General features: G+C 53.3%; 15 protein-coding genes. 8 read left to right on the forward strand and 7 right to left on the reverse strand.

Annotated features, from left to right (window positions below):
- The first annotated feature begins 8 nt into the window (after nt 1-8).
- The 5 genes from OOJ59_RS00105 to OOJ59_RS00125 are packed head-to-tail and all read left to right on the forward strand — an operon-like array spanning nt 9 to nt 4,617.
- On the forward strand, nt 9-614 hold the full coding sequence (locus OOJ59_RS00105) for a fimbrial protein (RefSeq protein WP_160955665.1): 606 nt from the start codon (nt 9-11) through the stop codon (nt 612-614).
- Nucleotides 611-1,675 carry a fimbrial protein gene (locus tag OOJ59_RS00110; protein WP_160955666.1) on the forward strand — a complete coding sequence of 355 codons (1,065 nt, stop codon included), beginning with the start codon at nt 611-613 and terminating at the stop codon, nt 1,673-1,675. The genes OOJ59_RS00105 and OOJ59_RS00110 overlap by 4 nt, the downstream gene beginning before the upstream one ends.
- A 9-nt stretch (nt 1,676-1,684) precedes the next feature.
- On the forward strand, nt 1,685-2,227 hold the full coding sequence (locus tag OOJ59_RS00115) for a fimbrial protein (RefSeq protein ID WP_160955667.1): 543 nt from the start codon (nt 1,685-1,687) through the stop codon (nt 2,225-2,227).
- A gap of 1 nt (nt 2,228) precedes the next feature.
- Nucleotides 2,229-3,896 (forward strand): O-antigen ligase family protein, encoded by a 1,668-nt coding sequence (locus OOJ59_RS00120; protein ID WP_160955668.1) that lies wholly within the window; start codon nt 2,229-2,231, stop codon nt 3,894-3,896.
- Nucleotide 3,897: 1 nt separating this feature from the next.
- Entirely contained in the window at nt 3,898-4,617 is a 720-nt protein-coding gene (locus tag OOJ59_RS00125; protein ID WP_038637529.1) for an EAL domain-containing protein, read from the forward strand.
- Nucleotides 4,618-4,632: 15 nt separating this feature from the next.
- Here OOJ59_RS00125 and OOJ59_RS00130 read toward each other — a convergent pair whose 3' ends face one another.
- The 3 genes from OOJ59_RS00130 to fadE all read right to left on the reverse strand — a co-directional run bounded on the left by OOJ59_RS00130 (nt 4,633) and on the right by fadE (nt 9,277).
- The gene (locus OOJ59_RS00130; protein ID WP_038637532.1) at nt 4,633-5,043 is read right to left on the reverse strand and encodes a Spy/CpxP family protein refolding chaperone; all 411 of its coding nucleotides are present in this window, start codon (nt 5,041-5,043) and stop codon (nt 4,633-4,635) included.
- 180 nt (nt 5,044-5,223) lie between these two features.
- Complete coding sequence (locus OOJ59_RS00135; protein WP_137347656.1) at nt 5,224-5,991, reverse strand: amidohydrolase; 768 nt, start codon at nt 5,989-5,991, stop codon at nt 5,224-5,226.
- An 841-nt stretch (nt 5,992-6,832) separates the two neighbouring features.
- Entirely contained in the window at nt 6,833-9,277 is a 2,445-nt protein-coding gene (fadE, locus tag OOJ59_RS00140; protein ID WP_160955669.1) for an acyl-CoA dehydrogenase FadE, read from the reverse strand.
- Between the two features lie 239 nt (nt 9,278-9,516).
- On the opposite strand from fadE, the gene lpcA reads away from it, so the two are divergent.
- The gene (gene lpcA, locus OOJ59_RS00145) at nt 9,517-10,098 is read left to right on the forward strand and encodes a D-sedoheptulose 7-phosphate isomerase (protein ID WP_016149592.1); all 582 of its coding nucleotides are present in this window, start codon (nt 9,517-9,519) and stop codon (nt 10,096-10,098) included.
- Nucleotides 10,099-10,209: 111 nt separating this feature from the next.
- Nucleotides 10,210-10,977, forward strand: coding sequence for a class II glutamine amidotransferase (locus OOJ59_RS00150; protein WP_038637544.1), 768 nt, complete (start codon nt 10,210-10,212; stop codon nt 10,975-10,977).
- Here the strand turns inward: OOJ59_RS00150 and dpaA are convergent.
- Nucleotides 10,948-11,688, reverse strand: coding sequence for a peptidoglycan meso-diaminopimelic acid protein amidase (dpaA, locus tag OOJ59_RS00155; RefSeq protein WP_038637546.1), 741 nt, complete (start codon nt 11,686-11,688; stop codon nt 10,948-10,950). The genes OOJ59_RS00150 and dpaA overlap by 30 nt on opposite strands.
- Nucleotides 11,689-12,038: 350 nt before the next feature.
- Here dpaA and OOJ59_RS00160 point away from each other — a divergent pair, with 350 nt between their 5' ends.
- Nucleotides 12,039-12,800 carry a C40 family peptidase gene (locus tag OOJ59_RS00160; protein ID WP_160955670.1) on the forward strand — a complete coding sequence of 254 codons (762 nt, stop codon included), beginning with the start codon at nt 12,039-12,041 and terminating at the stop codon, nt 12,798-12,800.
- 36 nt (nt 12,801-12,836) lie between these two features.
- On the opposite strand, the gene flhA is transcribed toward OOJ59_RS00160, so the two are convergent.
- The 3 genes from flhA to OOJ59_RS00175 are packed head-to-tail and all read right to left on the reverse strand — an operon-like array spanning nt 12,837 to nt 16,825.
- A complete protein-coding gene (gene flhA / locus OOJ59_RS00165; RefSeq protein WP_038637552.1) occupies nt 12,837-14,930 on the reverse strand; it encodes a flagellar biosynthesis protein FlhA in 2,094 nt (697 codons plus the stop codon).
- Complete coding sequence (flhB, locus tag OOJ59_RS00170; protein ID WP_069323849.1) at nt 14,914-16,053, reverse strand: flagellar biosynthesis protein FlhB; 1,140 nt, start codon at nt 16,051-16,053, stop codon at nt 14,914-14,916. The genes flhA and flhB overlap by 17 nt, the downstream gene beginning before the upstream one ends.
- Nucleotides 16,043-16,825: a flagellar biosynthetic protein FliR gene (locus tag OOJ59_RS00175; protein ID WP_038637559.1), complete on the reverse strand. Its 783-nt coding sequence runs from the start codon at nt 16,823-16,825 to the stop codon at nt 16,043-16,045. The genes flhB and OOJ59_RS00175 overlap by 11 nt, the downstream gene beginning before the upstream one ends.

Here is a 16,825-nt window from a genome sequence, read left to right on the forward strand (position 1 = left end):
ACTCGTAAATGAAAAAGATGCTTTGCGCTCTGCTGATGGCTGGTATGGCCTGCCCGGTTCAGGCCACTAGCGGCCGCCAGGATATGAGCAACGTTTCCGGCGAGTATGGCAACGTCCGCTTTCACGGTCGGGTATTCGTTTCGCCGTGCGTGCTGGATATGGCTTCACGCGATCAGACCATCGATCTGGGTGATATTTCCGCCAGCCGCTTTCGCCAGAGCGGCGATCGCAGCGATCCGGTATTAGTGACGCTGAACCTGAATGGCTGCTTAAAAGGCTCTGGCCATACCTTAAGGGATTTTCCCGGACAGACCAGCGAAATGCCGGAGCTGGCGCATAGCACGGTGGAACGTGGCGTGTCGATGACGCTGATGGCCGAGGGTGCGCCGGAAAACAGCGATCTGGGGCGTATTCGCGGCGATGTGCGTGGTGCGGGCATTCGGCTACTGACCGAACGCAACCAGTTGATTCACCTGAATCAACCGCAACGCATGTGGATCCTCAAACCGGGCGATAACGCGATTCACTTTCTTGCCGCGCTGGAATCTTTTAGCCCGGAGGTGACCGCTGGCGAATTTAACGGTCTGGTCAGACTTAAGCTGGAGTATCTATGAGCGTATTGCACAAAGCGCTGCTGTGGGTCGCCCTGGCTGGCTGTCCGCTGGCCGGGCAGGCATTCACACAGGGGGAAGGTGAGCCGGAGGGCGGGTCGCCGCATCAGTACGATATTGAACTGAGCTCGCTGGATGTCAGCAAAAACCATGTAGGCGGCAGAACGGAACCTTTTACCTGGAATCTGGGCAGTTGGTATGTGGTGAATTTTTATTGCGAACAGGCCGATATCTCTCGGGAGCCAATTTATTACACCACCACGACCACCATGCCGCCTTCAAATCAGGGGGCGAACCGTTTTCGGTTAAACGAGTATCTGGATGTGGAAGTTCAGGTGTGGGTTGCCGGACGTTATAACAAATACGTCCAGGCACCGTTTACCAACGTTTCAAATCGCAACAGTAACAACAGCTGTAAAAAGCGTAAGGGCTACACGCGCGCCACGAATGTTGAAAGTGGTTCAAAAGGGAAAGTGACGTTTGTTGTCACTAAACCCATTATCAATGGCATCAATATCACTTCTCAGTCGCTGGTGGAGGTTGCCGGGCGCATGGGCGGTGCGGGACCTACGCCAACCACGGCGATTTCACGCGTGGTCATTAAATCCGGGCTCATTACGGTGCCGGATAAATGCACCTTCAATCGGGGAGACAAAATCAGCATTGAGTTTGGCGATCTGCCCGGATCCGCTGCAAAGCTCAACGGCACCAATTACAGCAAGTCGATCCCGATACATGTGGTCTGTGAAGGCGGCAGCTTCGATCAGGGCGCGCTGAACATCAATTTAGGTGTACAAACCACCACGGCGTCAGGTACGGCTGGGTTTAACGATCATCTTCTCGGTACGTTGAGTGGCGGACAGAAACGCGATGATCTCGGCATTATGATTAAAGACGAGAGCGGCGGCACCGTAGTGCCCAATCAGTTCTACAACGTGAAGGGTTTTTACCAGAATCAGGGCGACTGGAATCTCACTGCCGCACCGGTGGCAAAGCCGGGCGTGGGGAGCGTTAAGGAAGGCGAGTTTGAAGCCTCTGCCACCGTTGTCGCGCAGTTTCAGTAGGGTAATACCATGACTTTCAGAACGTTAATCGCGGTGAGTACGCTGCTGTTTGGCGCAACGGTTCAGGCTGACACCAAACTGGTCGGCGGCGATATGTATTTTCACGGCACCATCAGAGCGCTGGCCTGCAGCCTGGCGCCCGGCGGCGACAAAATCGAGGTCGATTTCGGGCAAATCGCGACGCAGGATCTCTATCTCTCGGGGCGCAGTAAACCGGAAAAATTCAGCATCCAGCTACGCGACTGCAACCCGGAGGTCTTCCGTGGGATCTCGGTCACCTTCAGCGGCAAGGAAGATGCGGAGCTTACCGATCATCTGGCGCTGGATAGCAGCGAGCAGGGCGGGGCGTCGGGGATCGGGATTGGGATGAGCGAAGACGATGGCACGGCAATCCGGCTTGATGAAAGTACATCAGTTAAAGAGATTACTGAAGGGTCGATGACGCTGAATTTTTTGGCGTGGGTCGCGGCAGAGCCGTCGGCGATAAAAAACCAGTCCCTTGAATACGGTCCGTTCAGCGCCAGCGGGACCTGGACGTTGAATTACCAGTAGCATGATGAACGCACTGAATCGTATTGCGCCGCTGCCTGGCCAGAAATTATTGCTGATTGTCAGTCTGTTTTTCTGGTGCGGGATCATGCACCTCTACTGGTTGAATAACGGCGGCAGCGGTCTGTCGTTGCCGCTTAATATTACCAGTTGGATCTACGCTGCGCTATTGGCTGCAAGCGTAACGATGCTACTGCCTCGCCGACGCTGGCGCATCACTGTACCTGCCATGGGATTTACGTTGGGTGCGCTCATCCTGACGCTGCTTTGTCTGCTGACGCCGGGCGTCTGGCGGTCCGAGGCGTTGCTGGTGATGGGGGCGCTATTGGGTGGGGTGCTTGTCTATCTGGTGACATTGCAAATTCCACTTACGGTAAACGTTCGCACGGCCTTGCTGGCCCTGTTATGGGGGGCATGCGTCATCGAATGCGTGGCGTTTGTCTATCAGTACTGGCATTGGCCGGGCGTTGATTACTGGGAGTTTGCCTGGCGGCGTGGCACGCGGCCCTACGGTATTTTTCAGCAGGTCAATCTGCTGGCCAGTTTCACGGCGTGCGGCGTGTTGCTGTCAGCGCTGCTCTTTTTACGCCTGGGCGGCAGATACCGAATTGTTATCGGGATTGCTCTGGTGATGATGGGATTTGTGCTGCATGAATCCCAGTCGCAAACCGGCTTTTTGTCTCTGGCGGTCGGCGAAGTGTTGCTGCTGGCGGTGTTCCCTGCACAACGCCGCACGTTGTTGCTACTTCTGTTGCCACTGGCGTTAGGTATGGCGGCAGGCGCGGCCGCTCGCCATTTTTTGTCCGTTGCCACGGTAGATCATTTAACGACTTCTCATGTGCGCTGGACGGTGCTGAAAACGTCACTGGCATTATTTGCTGAACGGCCGTGGATGGGATGGGGCGTGGGCAGTTTCGCTGCTGTTTTTCTCGAACGAGCGGGGCCATTGGGGCTGAGCAGCATCTCGCATCCACATAATGAACTGGTGCTGTGGTTGGTGGAGGGCGGTCTGGTTGGGCTGGCGGGCGCGCTGTGTTTTATTGCGGGTGGGTTATGGCTCTGGCTGCACGGAAATCGCTGGCGTCGTGCCTGCCTGGTGGCGGCGTTGCCGGTGGTTATCCATATGTTGACGGAATACCCGGTCAGGCAGTCAACGCCACACTGGTTATTGCTGATCCTGCTGCTTCGTTGCGCAGATGGCGCGCTAAAAGGGACAAGTCTGACGCGCCCGGCGACGTCGTTGATTCGTGGGCTGGCATTTATCTCGTTTTTGATAGCCACTCCCTTGTTGCTTCTCACGCTACAGACGCAACAGCAACTGACGCTGGCGGAACGGCAGTCAACACAGTGGCAACTTGCCGAATCGCTCCCGGTGGGCGGCTGGTTGCTTGCCACACGCTACCGGTTTGATCTCCAGATGGGATACCTGCAACGGTATCAACGTACCCGGGATGCTCGCTGGCTGGAGTTGGTTCGCCGCTGGGCGCCTGACTATGTGCGTGTTCACCCGGACCCGAATATCTCCTTCACGCAAATCTTGCTGGCGTTACAGCAGCGCGACCTGACCCAGGCGCACCGTCTGGCGACGCGCTTTTACCTGATCTACCCGAACGATCGCCGTCTCTCCTGGTTACAGGATGCACGACGTCCTTTTAATCAAAAAATGGAATGATATGAACAGACTCAGCGAACAGGCTCAATATGTACCAGAGCTTCCCCGTAATGCCGAACTGCTGCGGATCTCCGGGATCCGTTTGCAGCGCATTCATTTTTTTGATGATGCATCACTGGATGTCCGTGAGGTGTTAAGCCAGGTACGCACGCCGCTCCCGCTGGATCTTTTTTTCAAGCATCTTTCTGTCAGCGCGAAACAGCAGCTGTTTATGTGGCAAATGCAGCGGGTGCTCGTACTTCCAGGAAGCTATTCGCTGAATTTATCCGTCAGGATGCTGACCTGTCTGTCGTGGATCTCGCGACTCACCAGGCAGGCGCATCAGGGGCGGATTGTTATTGAAATTCAGGATCCCGCGACCATGATGCGTCTGGAAAAGGCAGAGCAGCAGGCGGTATGCATCGCCATAAAAACCCTGGTGCGTCATGGGTTTCGCGTGTGGCTGGATGACGTTTCGCCTGAGCTGTTTTTTGTCTGGCGACTGTCTGGCATCCGTTTTGATGCCATTAAAATTGAAAGCGGGATGTTTCATCAGTTCAGATCATCGGAGTGGCAGTTGCGGGTACTGGTCAATCAATTTCGCGGGCTGGGAGAGCGGGTGGTGATCGAGGGAGTAGAAAGCGCGCAGGATTACGCCATCTGCCGTATGAGCGGCGCAGATGCTGTACAGGGCTTCTTTTTTGAGCAGGAGATTGTGCCGAAAAGCCTGAATCATTGCTGATTCAGGCCCTGGGGATTACTCGCTCAGCGTCTGCGCGATATCTTTCTGTACCTGCTGGCGCTGTTCCGGAGTCAGCACTTTGTTCAGGTCAAAGTAGTATTTCACGCGATAATAACGCGCTTGTTGTTCGATATTGCTGAACGCGGAAAGCTGCTTCTTGACGGCGGTTTCATCCCATTTCCCGGACTTGATAACGTCAATCAATGCGCCGTCTTTAACATCTTTCACTGAAATCTGGCTGACGTTGGTTTCAAGCTGCTGGTGCAGTTTTTTGATCTGCGCAACCTGGTCGGTGGTCAGCTTAAGGTGCTGGACTACCGGGTCCTGAGCTGGGGCGGGAACGTTGGATACATTTGCTGCAAACGTGCTAAAAGAAGCGCCAGCTACGGTTGCAGCCAGCAAAGTCATGCGAACGAAGTTCTTCATTATTGAAATCCTGATAAAGGAATTATTAACATTGTCAGACACTCGCCGGTTACGAGTGATTATCCCTTGCAGAATACGTTGCCTGAAGCATGTCGCCACGCGAATTTGTTTTGCGGTTGGTTACGGAGTGCAACAATCCCGCTATGCAAAAATGTTGCGCAGCGGGAGGAGAGGCGATATCTACAGCGCGAACGGGTCGGCGTCCTGCCAGGCGGGAAACTTTTCGCGATACTCACGCAGCGCCGAGAGCGACAGCTCAGCGTCAATGCGCGTGGCCTGATGCGGCTCGGCGGTGGCAATAATCTCACCCTGTGGATTTATCACCCGGCTGTCACCGCGATAATGATGACCGTTACCGTCAGTTCCTACACGGTTACATCCTGCTACATACGCCTGATTCTCAATCGCCCGTGCAGTGAGCAGAACCTGCCAGTGCAGCGAACGCGGCGCGGGCCAGTTAGCCACATACAAAGCGAGGTCGTAATCGTTACGGTTGCGCGACCACACCGGAAAACGCAGGTCATAACAGATTAACGGCAGAATGCGCCAGCCGCGCCATGCAAAAATAACGCGCGCGTCTCCCGCCTGGTAATGCTGATGTTCATCCGCCATGCGGAACAGATGACGTTTGTCATAGAAATGCACATTACCTTCAGGCTCGACCAGAAAAAAGCGGTTAACCGCACCGCGTTCGGAGTGAATCGCGGCACTGCCCGCGATCAGGGCGTTCGTTTGTTGCGCTTTGGCGCGCATCCAGCTTACGACCTCTTCCTGCGGCAGCGATTTGTTTGCTGCTTCCATCGCAAATCCGCTGGTAAACATCTCGGGCAACACAATCACATCACGTCCGGTGACGGTTTCCAGTTGTCGGTCGAAATGGCGCAGGTTGGCCGGGCCATCCATCCAAATCAACGGTTGTTGCAGCAGAGTAATTTTCAAACCAGGCACGATCGAGGCTCCTCGTTGAACAACATTTTGACACTGTAGCATGAGCTTTAACGAAAATGTGGCAATAAGAAATCTCCCCGCATATAGCGTAATGCTGTTCAGTTAACGCCTCTGTTTCAGAAAGCATCACCAGTATTGGTAGAAGTTATGAATATGCTGTCTCAGAGAAAGGGTTCCGTTCACCTCATGTTCATTGTTTCTCTGAAACATCGATTCCTGTGAACGTGTAAAGGGCGTTCTCCGCCACGCCCTTTACCATCCCGGCTCCCGGCGGGAAAATTGTTGCTGCGCAATACCCTCCGCTTATTCCTTCAGGCTACCGGGCCGGGCGCGATGAAGCGTCCCTGCAAAGCGCGCCCTGAGCCAGCATCCATGCTGGCTCTCCCGGCCTTACGGAAACACGTCGGCAATTTTCAGCCGGACCAGCCCACACCTCACCATCTGCGTTTTTGGTCTGAACAGCAAAACAGATTTAACTGGAAGTCAGAGCATTGAAGCGATGACTCCGGGCCGGCTGAAAATCGATGAGGCGTTGACGGCTGACCGGGGTTGCCCGCAGGGATGCGGGCAGAGGGGACGGCCTGCATGGAGGCAGGCTCGGCCCCGACCCGACAGGCAGACGGCATAAGACGAATGAATCGCGAAGCGACGATTTTCCCGCCGGGAGCCTGGGATGCAAGGGAGGCGGCGGGAGCCTCCCTTGCACGTTCATGTGTAATGCGGTTTCAGAGAAGTTATGAGCATAAGGTGAACGTAATCCTGTTCATAGGTGGAATGTTCACCCTATATGCTTAACTGACTGGCATTACCCATTTAGCGGTGCTTAATGCCGTGCGGAAGGTTATGCCGCTTCGACTTTACGCACTTTCTCTGGCAGCTTTACCAGCTGCGTCGCCAGCTCCTCGGGTTCGAAGTCATCCACGTTAATGCTGCGCAGACGGCTCGCTTCGGCTTTCACCAAAATCGCGGCTTCGTCTTTATCAATCAACCCTTTGGCCAGCGCGTTATGCGCCAGTTCGTCCAGGCGGGTAAACGGCAGATTTTTACCCAACTCTTTGCAGATCCGCTGGTGGATAGGGTCGGCTGCAATCACGTCCAGCAGAGCCTCTTCCAGCAAACCGACCGGGTTATGCTCGCTTGGCGTCAGGTATTGACCGCGACCAAGGCGAGAACGGGTGGCGCTCGGAACCTGCAAAATCTTCGCGACCTTATGATCCAGCTTGTCGGACGGTGCATGATAGTGGCGACCGGTCGGGAAGATAACCACACTCAGCAAACCGGCAACCAAACGGTTAGGGAAGTTTTTCAGCAGATCGTCCATCGCCTGTTCGGCTTTGTACAACGCATCCTGGACGCCCCAGTGAACCAACGGCAGGTCGGCTTCATTACGGCCTTCATCGTCATAACGCTTCAGCACAGCGGAGGCCAGGTACAGCTGACTTAACACATCCCCCAGTCGCGCCGAGATACGCTCACGACGCTTCAGGCTACCGCCCAGAACGGCCATGGACACATCCGAAAGCAGTGCCAGGTTGGCGCTCAGACGGTTCAGGTGCTGATAGTAACGTTTGGTCGCATCGGCGGTTGGCGTGCTGCTGGTTAAGCCACGCGTCAGGCCCAGCCAGAAACTGCGTACTTTATTGCTGCCAACGTGACCGATATGTTTGAACAGCAACTTATCGAACGCATTCACATCGTTATTCTGCGCTGCAGCCATCTCTTCCAGCACATACGGATGGCAACGAATCGCACCCTGACCGAAGATCATCATGCTACGGGTCAGAATGTTAGCGCCTTCAACGGTAATGGCGATAGGCGCCCCCTGATAAGCACGGGCGAGGAAGTTGCTTTCGCCAAGCATGATGCCTTTACCGCCAGTAATATCCATGGCATCGATGATTGATTGCTGTCCACGGTGAGTACAGTGATACTTCACGATAGCCGACAGTACCGCCGGTTTTTCACCCAACATAATGCCGTAGGTAATCAGCGACGCCGCAGCATCCATCACGTAGGCGTTACCGGCAATACGCGCCAACGGCTCTTCAATACCTTCCATCTTGCCGATAGAGATTTTGAACTGGCGACGAATATGCGCATACGCGCCGGTTGCCATTGCGACCGATTTCACGCCGCCCGTGGAGTTAGACGGCAGGGTAATACCGCGCCCCACAGACAGACATTCCACCAGCATACGCCAGCCCTGACCGGCCATTTTTGGGCCACCGATAATGTAATCAATCGGCACGAAGACATCTTTGCCCAGCGTCGGACCGTTCTGGAACGGCACGTTAAGCGGGAAGTGGCGACGGCCAATCTGTACGCCCGGGGTTGAGGTTGGGATCAGCGCACAGGTAATGCCGAGTTCCTCTTCCCCACCCAGCAGTTTTTCCGGGTCGGAGAGTTTAAATGCCAGACCTAGTACGGTAGCGATAGGCGCCAGCGTGATATAACGTTTGTTCCAGGTCAGGCGCATCCCCAGCACCTGCTGGCCCTGCCAGTCGCCCATACAAACCACGCCGGTATCAGGGATCGCGCCTGCGTCGGAGCCTGCTTCCGGGCTGGTCAGAGCGAAACATGGGATCTCCTGACCGCGTGCCAGACGCGGCAGGTAATGATTCTTCTGCTCTTCGGTGCCGTAATGCTGCAGCAGTTCGCCTGGGCCTAATGAGTTAGGTACGCCGACGGTGATCGCGAGGATCCCGGAGACGCCGGAGAGTTTCTGCAATACGCGAGCCTGAGCATACGCGGAGAATTCCAGCCCGCCGTACTCTTTCTTAATGATCATCGCAAAGAAGCGGTGTTCTTTCAGATACGCCCACAGTTCCGGCGGCAGGTCCGCGAGTTCGTGGGTGATCTGGAAGTCATTCGCCATGCGGCATGCTTCTTCAACCGGACCATCAATAAACGCTTGTTCTTCAGCTGTCAGATGCGGCTGAGGATAGTTATGCAGTTTTTTCCAGTCAGGTTTCCCCTGGAACAGGTCGCCTTCCCACCAGGTAGTACCGGCATCAATCGCTTCTTTCTCTGTACGCGACATTGGCGGCATGACTTTACGGAAACCGCGGAACACCGGCGCAGAGATCATGGATTTGCGCATCGGCGTAAAGTTAAACGGTACGAGAATAATGGCCAGAGGAACCAGCAGCCAGACTGACCACAGACCTGCCACGCCAAGCGCAGCCGTCCAGGCGAGCAAAATTAAGCTGCTGAGGAATAAGCTCACGCGGTGATAGAACAATACGCCGAGCAGAACAACCGTAGCGATAATACTCAAAATCATCATAACGAAAAGCTCCCTTGCTTGTAGGAGGTCTGACCACTTGTGATGATATGGTTGTAGTGGATGTAAATTCTTTTAGCAATGTGTTTACAAAATAATTACAACAAAGCTCACATTGTTGGTGTTTTAACCGGCACAAAAAATCAAAAGCCGCGGCCATTCCTGTGGCTTGTACTTCTCGCTGGTAGCGCTATCCGGTACACTGCATCCTGTCATTTACATTCATGCTGAAGGATATCCTCATGTACCAGGATCTTATTCGTAACGAACTGAGCGAAGCGGCGGAAACGCTGGCTAATTTTCTTAAAGATGACGCCAATATTCACGCCATTCAGCGCGCGGCGGTCCTGTTGGCAGACAGCTTTAAAGCCGGTGGTAAGGTACTTTCTTGCGGTAACGGCGGTTCCCATTGCGATGCGATGCACTTCGCCGAAGAGCTGACCGGGCGCTATCGTGAAAACCGCCCAGGTTATCCGGCTATCGCTATCTCTGACGTTAGCCACATCTCCTGCGTCAGCAACGATTTCGGTTACGATTATGTGTTCTCCCGTTACGTTGAAGCCGTGGGACGCGAGGGCGATGTCCTGTTAGGCATCTCTACTTCGGGTAACTCTGGTAACGTGATTAAAGCGATTGCCGCAGCGCGTGAGAAGGGGATGAAAGTCATCACCCTGACCGGTAAAGATGGCGGCAAGATGGCGGGCAGCGCGGATATCGAAATTCGTGTGCCGCACTTTGGCTACGCTGATCGTATTCAGGAAATTCATATCAAAGTGATCCATATCCTGATTCAACTGATCGAAAAAGAGATGGTTAAATCATAAGAAGGCGATTGCCGGATGGCGGCTGAAGCCTTATCCGGCCTACATGAGCTCCACGTAGGCCTGATAAGCGCAGCGCCATCAGGCAGTTCACGGTTTTAAGGTAGGTGATGTATGTGCGAACTGCTCGGGATGAGCGCCAATGTGCCAACCGATATCTGCTTTAGCTTCACCGGACTGGTTCAGCGCGGCGGAGGGACCGGGCCGCACAAAGACGGCTGGGGTATTACGTTTTATGAGGGTAAGGGTTGCCGTACGTTTAAAGATCCGCAACCCAGCTTTAATTCGCCTATCGCCAAACTGGTACAAGACTATCCCATCAAATCCTGTTCCGTGATTGCCCACATTCGTCAGGCGAATCGTGGGGAAGTGGCGCTGGAAAATACCCATCCATTTACCCGTGAACTATGGGGACGTAACTGGACGTATGCCCATAACGGACAGCTCAGCGGTTATAAATCGCTGGAGACCGGTAATTTCCGCCCGGTCGGTGAAACTGACAGCGAAAAAGCCTTCTGCTGGCTGCTGCACAAGCTGACAGAGCGTTATCCGCGCACGCCAGGTAATATGACAGCGGTGTTTAAATATATCGCGGTGCTGGCAGGAGAACTGCGGGAGAAGGGCGTCTTCAACATGCTGTTGTCTGACGGTCGTTATGTGATGGCTTTCTGCTCGACCAACCTGTTTTGGATCACCCGTCGAGCGCCATTTGGCGTAGCGACGCTGCTGGATCAGGATGTGGAAATTGATTTTAGCTCAGAGACCACACCCAATGATGTGGTCACCGTGATTGCCACTCAGCCGTTAACCGGCAATGAAACCTGGCAAAAGATTATGCCAGGCGAATGGGCATTATTTTGTCTCGGGGAGCGAGTAGTTTGATGCCAGCTGCGGTTGAACGACTTCGTGACTCAACGGCTTGCTGATAACGTAACGGCCATCGACGACGGAAACGGTTGGTGGCTTACGCGTTTGTTCAAAGTAATCGTATCCTGGCTTTAACTGGGCCCAGAAATCTTTGTAATACGAAAACTTATGGCGCTGCATGTTGGCATCGGTCATGCGGAACGGGTAAATGCTAACCTGTACGCTGGATTGCCCGAACACCAGAGCGCCGGTGACAAACTGGAAAATCTCATCAATACCGTTGTCGGTCATCGCATAGCAGCCGACGGAAACGCAGGCGCCGTGGATCATCAGGTATTTACCTTCATAACCGTGTGCACGGTCGTAGGCGTTAGGGAAACCGATGTTAATCGCTTTATAGAAGCGGCTATCCGGTTTGAGCTGTCCGCGTTGTACGCTGTAAAAACCTTCCGGGCTTTTGAAATCACCCTGACGCTGTTTCGGCCCTAAGCCGCCGGAATAATTGCAGATCTTATAACTGTCGAGCAATTGATACTGTTCGCCCATCTTGACGTACAGATCGAGCGTTCGCTCTTCTTTGAAGATCTGGATATAGACAGGGGAGCCCATCAACTGCTGCTTATATTCTTTGCTGACAGGCGTGGTCGGGCTGCTGCTGCTCAACAAACCAGCAAATGAAACGCACGGCAATAAAAGCATCGCAAGAAAAAATGCGATTTTACGCATACTGCTTATTCCTTGATAAAACGATTACACACGCCAGGACGGCAAAAAAGAGTCCCCAAATCGGATAAATCTGGATCTGGAGCGCTCACATTAGCACCAAGAGAGTTTTTCGCAAGTCTCTCGTGCGGCGTTTACACTTTAGTTTTTCTTTATACGAAAAATTGCGCTTAAAGGCTGTCAGACACGGGCCTATTTTGCTGACCACCCCTCTGCATTTCGTCTTATTAATAAAGAATGCCTAATGTGTTGAATTTAAAATATTAATTATTTAATAATCGAATATTAAACAGGAATGACGGGCAATAGCGCTAGACTGCGGCGAACGTGTTTGACCAGGTATTCTTCTTTTCATGCTTTTTGTCTCTGCACCCCGTTGCTTCTTGCCGGGCCTGTTGTCTTTGTGTGTTGTGCTGTCATTACCGTCTGTCGCCAAAGTTCAGCCCCACTTATCTAACGCCCAGTTAAGCTATGCGGCGCAATTACGTATGCGTAACCGCGCCCGGCTACTGAAACTGTATCACGCACAGGTAAAAAAACAGGCAAGCTACGTCGTGGAAGGCAACGCAGAAAGTAAACGCGCGCTGCGCCAGCAGAACCGGGCGCTGATTAAACAGCACCCTGAGTGGTTCCCGGGCCCGCTAAAAGCCAGCGACCATCGCTGGCAAGAGCTGGCTGAGAATGACCATTTTCTCAGTAGCGATCATCTGCACAATATCACTGAAGTGGCCATCCACCGACTTGAGCAACAGCTAGGTAAACCCTATTTGTGGGGAGGCACCAGTCCGGATGAAGGGTTTGACTGTAGCGGGCTGATTTTTTATGCCTACAACAAAATCCTGGCGGCAAAATTGCCCCGTACGGCGAATGAAATGTATCACTACCGACGGGCAACGATTGTCTCTAACCGCGATCTTCGCCGTGGTGATTTAGTGTTCTTTCATATTCACAGCCGGGATATTGCCGATCATATGGGCGTCTATTTGGGGCAGGGGCAATTTATTGAATCACCGCGGACGGGAGAAACCATTCGGGTAAGCAATTTATCCGATGACTTCTGGCAGGATCATTATCTTGGCGCCCGTCGTATTCTTACGGAAAATACGATTCTGTAATCAAAAGGCGGTGCAATCACACCGCCGCGCCAGGCGTTAACTCAACGCCCCCATGATCTTTAATTCCAGCTCATCCGGAACTTCGTTATAAGACAACACTTGTAGGCCCGGGGCAAACAGGCGCGCATAGCGCGCGAGCAGAGGACGTAACTGCGGCGCGACCAACAGCACTGGCTCTTTCCCCGCCGCTTTCATCTGCTCTTTTATCTGCGGCATATTGGTCTGAAACTGATTCAGCATATTGGGATCGACCGGCACGCTATCCAGCACCACTTTTCCACTTTGCTGAGCCTGGTTCACCACATTCGCCAGCAGATTCTCCAGGTCACTATTCAGCGTATATACCGCCAGCTCATCTTTACGCACAAACGGATGGGTAATGCTGCGACGTAGCGCCAGACGCACATCCGCCGTTAACAGAATATGATCTTTGGTCACAGCGCTACTGGCGACCAGTACGGTGGCTATGGTGACGATATCGCGCAATGACACGCCTTCGATAAGCAGCGCCCGGTATACTTTCAACAGTTGGCTGTAATTCAGCGCTGCGCTCAAATCTTCCGCCAGACGCGGCGCCATAGAAGAGAGACGGTTATGCAACTGCGTAATGTCATCGTAATTAAACAGCTCTGGAATATAGTTGCGAATGATCTTATTCACATGCGTCGCAATAACGCTGGCGCTATCAATGACCTGATACCCCATATTTAACGCTTTGGCTTTTTGCGCCGGGACAATCCAGGTGACCGGCATACCGTAGGCCGGATCGTGGCCTAAAACACCGTCGATCTCGCCATAGGTTTCACTGGAGGGCAGCGCCATCAGCTTATCTGCGGGAATGTCGGCCTCATCGGCCTTGATCCCATTGATAAAAATCGCGTACTGGGTCGGTTTGAGGCGGAAGTTTTCGCGAATGCGAATTTCCGGTAACAACACGCCGTTGCTGTCTGAGATCACCTGCCGCACACCGCGAATACGCTGAGTGAGCGGATTCCCTTTGGATTTATCGACCAACGACACCAGCTTGTATCCCAGACTCAGGCTGATAGGTTCAATTAAAGGGATGGTTTCCCAACTTACCTGCTGCTCGGTGGTTTCTGCGATGGTTTTGGTCAGCGTTTCGAGATTTTTCTCTTCGGTCTCTGCAACCTTGGGGCGCTTGCTCATGCGCCAGGCGGTGAATCCCAGCAGGGCGCTGAAAATCAGGAAGGGGAAATGCGGCATCCCCGGCACCACTGCCAGCACAAACATAATGCTGGTGGCGGTATACAGCACCGAGGGGCTGGCCAGTAGTTGGCTACGCACGTCTGTGGCAATATCGCCGCTGTCGCTTACGCGGGTGACGATGATCGCTGCCGCTGTCGACAACAGCAGAGAAGGGATCTGGGCGACCAGACCGTCACCAATGGTCATCAGTACGTATTGCTGGAATGCGGCTTCGGCGCTTAAATCGTATTTAAAGATCCCGATACAGACGCCGCCGATCAGGTTGATAGCCAGGATCATCATCCCGGCGATGGCATCGCCGCGCACAAACTTTGACGCACCATCCATCGCGCCATAGAAATCCGCTTCGCCCGCCACGTCTTTACGTCGCGCTTGCGCCTGCGCCTGATTAATCAGTCCTGCATTCAGATCGGCGTCGATCGCCATCTGCTTACCGGGCATGGCGTCAAGCGTAAAGCGAGCAGAAACTTCGGAGATACGCTCCGCGCCTTTGGTCACCACGATAAAGTTAATGATCATCAGAATGATGAACACCACGAAACCAACGACAAAGTTACCGCCGATCACCACCTGACCGAAGGACTCAATCACCTTACCGGCAGCGCCTGCGCCCATGTGACCGTGCAGTAATACCACGCGCGTTGACGCCACGTTCAGCGTCAATCGCATCAGGGTGGTGATCAGCAGAATGGTCGGGAACAAGCTGAATTCGAGCGGGCGTTTTGCAGAAACGGCCACTAACAGCACCATCACCGCCAGCACGATGTTAAAGGTGAACAGAATATCCAGCAGGGCCGGTGGTAACGGCAGGATCACCATGGCCAGGATACACAGTATAACCAGCGGAATGCCGATGTTACCGTTACGCAGCAGGGCCAGGAATTGTTTAGTTGTTTTCGGCATCCAGTTTAAGAACCTCTTTTGGAATGGAAATATGTCTGTTCAGCGAAGGACGTGCTTGTGAACCGTCACGCCAGTGCTTCATTTGCAGTACATAGGTCAGGACGTGTGCAATCGCCCGATACAGTTGAAATGGGATCTGTTGATTCACCTGGGTGGTGTAATAAACGGAGCGTGCCAGCTTAGGAAACTCAACGACTTCAATATTGCTTTCTGCCGCTACCTGCCGGATATACAGCGCGATTTCATCGGTGCCTTTGGCAACCACGAAAGGCGCGGCGGCGCGTGACTGGTCGTATTGTAGCGCCACGGCATAGTGGGTTGGGTTGGTGATTACCACATCGGCTTTTGGCACAACTTTACGAATTTGCCCCATCGCCATTTGCCGTTGCAAGCGACGTATTCTGGCCTTAACCTCGGGTTTACCTTCCTGATTTTTATACTCTTCCTTCACTTCCTGTTTCGTCATTTTCAGCCCTTTGGTGAACATTTTTTTCGCCAGAGGGACATCGATCAACGCAAAGAAAACAAACAGGATGACAAAGTTGCGCATGATGCTGCTGTACAGCGCCAGACCATCGCTGACGGCCTGTTTGAAATGAAGCTCTTGTAAGCCGAGAAATGCGGCAACGTTATTGCGTACGCTGATCCATAGCATCACCAGCAGCACTATCGCTTTGAGCGTCATCTTGCCGGTATCCACCAGATGGTCGGTGGAAAACAGGCGACCAATCCCTTTGAGCGGGCTTAATTTGCTAAAGTCCGGCAATATTTTTTTCGGCAGGAATAGCCAGCCTCCCGGAACCAGTGAGGCAAACAGCGCGGCAACCGGCATGGGTAACAGCGTCAGGATGAATTTCCCCAGAATCAGCAGATGGTGTTCAAGGAACTGACCGATGATGTCCGGGTCATTAATGTTCTGCGCGTACTGATGCACGCTGGTAAAGCTTTCGCGCACGAAATCTTCGTACCAGGGAAAGCTGCTGGAGATAACCATAAATGCGGCAAACAGACTGGCGGCAAGCCCCATATCTTTTGAACGCGGTATTTGTCCCTCTTGTCTGGCCTTGCGAAGTTTTTGCGCCGAGGGTTTTTCTGTTTTTTCTTCGCTACTGCTATCCGCCATAGTGTCCCTTCAACGCGTCAAGCTGCTGTAAGACGAAATTCGCCAGGTGCAAATAGTGGTCGGGCAGGTTGTAAAGCAGGGTTGCAAAGCAGAACAGACCCGCCAGCATGTTGATGGGAAAACCTAATGAGTACAGGTTGAGCGGTGGTGCAATACGGTTTAGCAAACCAAAGCAGCCCTGAACAATCAGCATGATAAAGGTCGTCGGCAGCGCCAGCAGCGTGGCGGCGGCGAATACCCAGCCCAGCGCCAGAGAAATCGTGCGCAGAGATTGCGGATGCAATGCATTGCCAATCGGCCAGTAAGTAAAGCCTTTAAATAAAATACTCACCAGCAGCAGATGCCCGTCCATGGCAAAAAACAGTATCACCGCGTAGATGTTGATCATTTCCGCCAGCACCGTCGTTGACGCGCCGCTGCTGGGGTCGTTCATCACCGCCATGCTCATCCCCATATTAAAAGAGAGGATTTGGCCCGCCAGTTGTAACGCTAAAAATAAAAACTGCAGCATCAGGCCGAAAAGCATTCCCCACAGAAACTGCTCTGCGGTCAAAATAATGCTGTTGATCGACAGCAGGCTGGTGGGTACCGGGTGGGGGATAAGCGGCGTAATGATAAAGGCCAACGCCAGGGACAAAATAATGCGTATACGTATGGTCAGCGCGGCATTATCCAGTACCGGCGCGTAGTGAATAAACGCCATAATGCGCACGAAGGGAAACCACATGCCCAGTATCAGATTACTTAACTGTGTAATATCTGTTTCGCGCAT

The sequence above is a fragment of the Citrobacter sp. W9 genome, from assembly GCF_026719375.1.
GTDB classification, from domain to species: Bacteria; Pseudomonadota; Gammaproteobacteria; order Enterobacterales; family Enterobacteriaceae; genus Citrobacter; species Citrobacter werkmanii.

Coding starts and splice junctions, on each gene's coding strand:
- flhA (WP_038637552.1), bottom strand. CDS start 14,930: ATGCCGAAAACAACTAAACAATTCCTGGCCCTGCTGCGTAACGGTAAC.
- OOJ59_RS00175 (WP_038637559.1), bottom strand. CDS start 16,825: ATGCGCGAAACAGATATTACACAGTTAAGTAATCTGATACTGGGCATG.
- dpaA (WP_038637546.1), bottom strand. CDS start 11,688: ATGCGTAAAATCGCATTTTTTCTTGCGATGCTTTTATTGCCGTGCGTT.
- OOJ59_RS00125 (WP_038637529.1), top strand. CDS start 3,898: ATGAACAGACTCAGCGAACAGGCTCAATATGTACCAGAGCTTCCCCGT.
- lpcA (WP_016149592.1), top strand. CDS start 9,517: ATGTACCAGGATCTTATTCGTAACGAACTGAGCGAAGCGGCGGAAACG.
- OOJ59_RS00160 (WP_160955670.1), top strand. CDS start 12,039: ATGCTTTTTGTCTCTGCACCCCGTTGCTTCTTGCCGGGCCTGTTGTCT.
- flhB (WP_069323849.1), bottom strand. CDS start 16,053: ATGGCGGATAGCAGTAGCGAAGAAAAAACAGAAAAACCCTCGGCGCAA.
- OOJ59_RS00115 (WP_160955667.1), top strand. CDS start 1,685: ATGACTTTCAGAACGTTAATCGCGGTGAGTACGCTGCTGTTTGGCGCA.
- OOJ59_RS00130 (WP_038637532.1), bottom strand. CDS start 5,043: ATGAAGAACTTCGTTCGCATGACTTTGCTGGCTGCAACCGTAGCTGGC.
- OOJ59_RS00105 (WP_160955665.1), top strand. CDS start 9: ATGAAAAAGATGCTTTGCGCTCTGCTGATGGCTGGTATGGCCTGCCCG.
- OOJ59_RS00120 (WP_160955668.1), top strand. CDS start 2,229: ATGATGAACGCACTGAATCGTATTGCGCCGCTGCCTGGCCAGAAATTA.
- OOJ59_RS00110 (WP_160955666.1), top strand. CDS start 611: ATGAGCGTATTGCACAAAGCGCTGCTGTGGGTCGCCCTGGCTGGCTGT.
- fadE (WP_160955669.1), bottom strand. CDS start 9,277: ATGATGATTTTGAGTATTATCGCTACGGTTGTTCTGCTCGGCGTATTG.
- OOJ59_RS00150 (WP_038637544.1), top strand. CDS start 10,210: ATGTGCGAACTGCTCGGGATGAGCGCCAATGTGCCAACCGATATCTGC.